Annotated in this window: 3 protein-coding genes; 2 read left to right on the top strand and 1 reads right to left on the bottom strand. The window is 63.5% G+C overall.

The features are described from left to right. Positions 1-161 precede the first annotated feature (161 nt). Both putP and AC4FAH_RS14030 read left to right on the top strand, forming a co-directional pair. The gene (gene putP / locus AC4FAH_RS14035; protein WP_192838179.1) at positions 162-1646 is read left to right on the top strand and encodes a sodium/proline symporter PutP; all 1485 of its coding nucleotides are present in this window, start codon (positions 162-164) and stop codon (positions 1644-1646) included. A gap of 163 nt (positions 1647-1809) precedes the next feature. Further along, the gene (locus AC4FAH_RS14030; RefSeq protein WP_288986497.1) at positions 1810-2679 is read left to right on the top strand and encodes an urea carboxylase-associated family protein; all 870 of its coding nucleotides are present in this window, start codon (positions 1810-1812) and stop codon (positions 2677-2679) included. Between the two features lie 105 nt (positions 2680-2784). Here AC4FAH_RS14030 and AC4FAH_RS14025 read toward each other — a convergent pair. Then, the coding region (locus AC4FAH_RS14025) for an HD-GYP domain-containing protein (RefSeq protein ID WP_490246255.1) at positions 2785-3275 on the bottom strand (491 nt) is incomplete at its 5' end.

Here is a 3275-nt window from a genome sequence, read left to right as displayed (position 1 = left end):
ACGAAAAATGGTCAGTTTTCTGCAATCCACCTCATGGCTAAGGTGAAGGTGTCAGTGATATTGCCAGCTCCCCGCTGCTTGTTCCGCGCAAGCCTGCTGCAACACGACACCACTGGTGAACAATAACAAGACGCCTCGGCGTCACCATGAGGTCTCCTAGGATGAACTTACCTGTCCTGCTGTCGTTCGGGCTCTATCTGCTGCTGATGCTGGGCATCGGCATCTACTTCTATCGCATCACCCACAATCTGTCGGATTACATACTCGGGGGACGCGGCTTGCCGCCAAGCGTCGCGGCCTTGAGTGCCGGCGCTTCCGATCTCAGCGGCTGGGCCCTGATGGGCCTGCCCGGCGCCATCTTCAGTGGTGGCCTCTCGCAAGCCTGGATCGCGGTCTGGACCCTGGTCGGCGTCTACCTGAACTGGACCCTGGTCGCCGAGCGACTGCGCGTGTTCACCGAAGCGGCCGGCAATGCGCTGACGGTGCCGGATTATCTGGAAGCGCGTTTCGAAGACCGCTCACGCGTGCTGCGTACCCTGTCTTCCGTGGTCATGCTGGTGTTCTTCACCTTCTATGTCTCGGCGGGTCTGGTCGGTGGTGCCGTGCTGTTCGAAGGGCTCTTCGACATCGATTACCGCGTCGCACTGTGGTTGGGCGCGCTGGTCATCGTCGGCTATACCTTCCTCGGTGGCTTCCTCGCCGCCTCATGGACCGACCTCATCCAGGGCCTGATGATGGCCGCCTCGCTGTGTGCCGTGGCTGCCATGACGGCAGTGGCGCTGTTCGGCGATGGCGCAGCCGCCCCGGCAGCGGCGCAGGATGTCGCCCCCATCGGTGGCCTGATGGAAGGCGTGACCTTCCTGGGCATGCTGTCGCTGGCCGGCTGGGCGATCGGCTACTGTGGCCAGCCACACGTCGTGGTGCGTTTCATGGCCGTGCGCAAGCGTGAAGATATCAAGGTGTCGCGGCGTATCGCCCTGCTGTGGTCCGCCATCACCATGGCGGCTGCGGTATCAGTGGGCGTGCTGGGTTACTACTGGTTCGGCGGTGAGCTGGGTGGCGGTCTCACGGACAGCGAGCGTGTCTTCATCTCCCTGAGCCAGATCATGCTCAACCCCTGGGTGGCAGGCTTCATTCTGGCCGGCGTCCTGGCCGCGATCATGAGCACCGTCGATTCCCAGCTGCTGGTCTGCTCCAGCGCCATCGCCGAAGACATCTACCGTGGCCTGATTCGCCCCAAGGCGACGCAGAAGGAGCTGGTCTGGCTGAGCCGTGCCAGCGTGATCGGCATCGCACTGCTCGCCACCGTGATGGGCAGCGAGCGTGACAGCAGCATCCTCGGCCTGGTGTCCTACGCCTGGGGTGGCTTCGGCGCCGCCTTCGGTCCCGTCATCCTGCTGTCACTGTTCTGGCGTGGCATGACCCGCAATGGCGCCATCGCCGGCCTGCTGGTCGGTGCCCTCACCGTCGCGATCTGGAAGCCGCTGAGCGGCGGCCCGCTGGAGATATTCGACATGTTCGAGGTCGTACCCGGCTTCCTGTTCGCCCTGATCGCCGTCGTCCTCGTCAGCCGCATGAACGCAGAACCTGCCGCCAGCGCCTGCTTCGACCGTCTGATGAAGCACTGGCGCCGCGAACAGGCCTGACCCCGCGCAGGGGGACCGAGAACCTCCCCCTGTGCCCTGCAGATACCGCCACTGCCGGCCATCACACTTGCCGGCAGTGCACGAAAGCCCCCAGCCGGGCAGCGAATTCCAGGCAGTCCGGCCTGGTCATCAGATCCAATTTCGACTCACGAGGAGTCCTGTCATGAGTGATGTACCTGCCGCCTATCAAGCCAGCAAGGGTTCGATTCTGGACGTCGATCGCGACTTCTACGACAGCCTCACCGAAGGCAAGGCCGAGCGCACCCTGGTCGCGACCCATACCGTGCCGCTGCGCGATGGCCTGGCGTGGGAAGTGCCGGCGGGCCACGTGCTGCGCATCAAGATCACCGAGGGTTCACAGGTCGGCGATTTCAACATGTGGAACCTGCAAAACCCGCGTGAGCGCATGTGGGCGTCTCGCACCCGCCAGCTGCAGCGCGCGCATGTCAGCACCTATGATCGCCTGTGGTCCACACTGCCCTACCTGCGCCCGATGGCGACCATCATCGATGACACCCTCGCCGACTATGGCGTCGATGCAGAAGGCGGTCGCGTGCATGACCTGCTGGGCACGCGCTGCGACCCCTACGTCAATCGCCTGCTGACCGGCGAGGACTTCGATCACCACTGCCATTCCAATCTGGTGCGCGCAGTGGAGCCCTGGGGCCTGACCGAATTCGATATCCACGATGTGCTCAACATCTTCCAGTGCACCGGCCTCAACAATGAAGACAAGTACTTCATGAAGGCCTGCCCGGCACGCAAGGGCGATTACCTGGAGTTCTTCGCCGAGACGGACCTGCTGTGCGCGATGTCCTGCTGCCCGGGTGGCGATCTGTCAGTGGACCTGTGGGGCCCTGATGCGCGTGACCCGCTCGAGACCTGCAACCCGCTCGGTGTCGAGATCTATCGACTGGAAGGCGATGTTCTCGCAGGCTGGGAGTCGCCCAAGGTCGCGGCTTACGCCGGCAACCACGGCCGCCAGCACCCCGCAACCGACTGGGCCGCCATCAAGCGTGAACGCTGCTGCTGATGCGGATTTTGAAACGCTGATCGCCTTTAGCGGGTACTGATGTAACAAAGCCCCCTGCCGAGACTCTCGACAGGGGGCTTTGCCTTTTGTGCGGACATCGCCGCCTCACCTTTGGCTTGTCTGCTCATACAAACGGCGATGTTCGGCGTGCAGCGATGTCCACAGCGGCGCCATGCGGGCAATCAGGCGAGGATCAAACTGCTTGCCGGATTCCTCGCTGAACAATCCGACCAGACGCTTCAACGACCAGCCCGGCTTGTAGGCGCGCGGCGAGGCCAGGGCATCGAAGACATCCATCATCGCGGCCACCTGACAATGCAGTGGCAAGGCACCCCCGGCGGACCCGGCAGGATACCCTTGGCCATTCCAGCCCTCGTGGTGGGTAATCGCCACCAGGCTGGCCAGCGCTCTCAGGGGGCCGCGCAGCGTAAACAACAGGCGTCCGCCATGACTGGCATGATCGCGCATAGTGACACGCTCCTCATCACTGAGCGCACGCGGGGCATTCAGAAGCTCCGTCGAGATGCCGACCTTGCCGATATCATGCAGCAAGGCCGCGCTATGCAGGTCATGCAGTGGCACCTTGCGCTGACCGG

The sequence above is a fragment of the Cobetia sp. genome, assembly GCF_983723665.1.
The sequence above is the reverse complement of the archived record's forward strand: the minus strand, read 5'-3'. Positions and strand labels throughout refer to the sequence as shown.

What these genes read in the sequence shown, in the direction of transcription:
- putP (WP_192838179.1), top strand. Translation starts at nt 162, where the DNA reads ATGAACTTACCTGTCCTGCTGTCGTTCGGGCTCTATCTGCTGCTGATG.
- AC4FAH_RS14030 (WP_288986497.1), top strand. Translation starts at nt 1,810, where the DNA reads ATGAGTGATGTACCTGCCGCCTATCAAGCCAGCAAGGGTTCGATTCTG.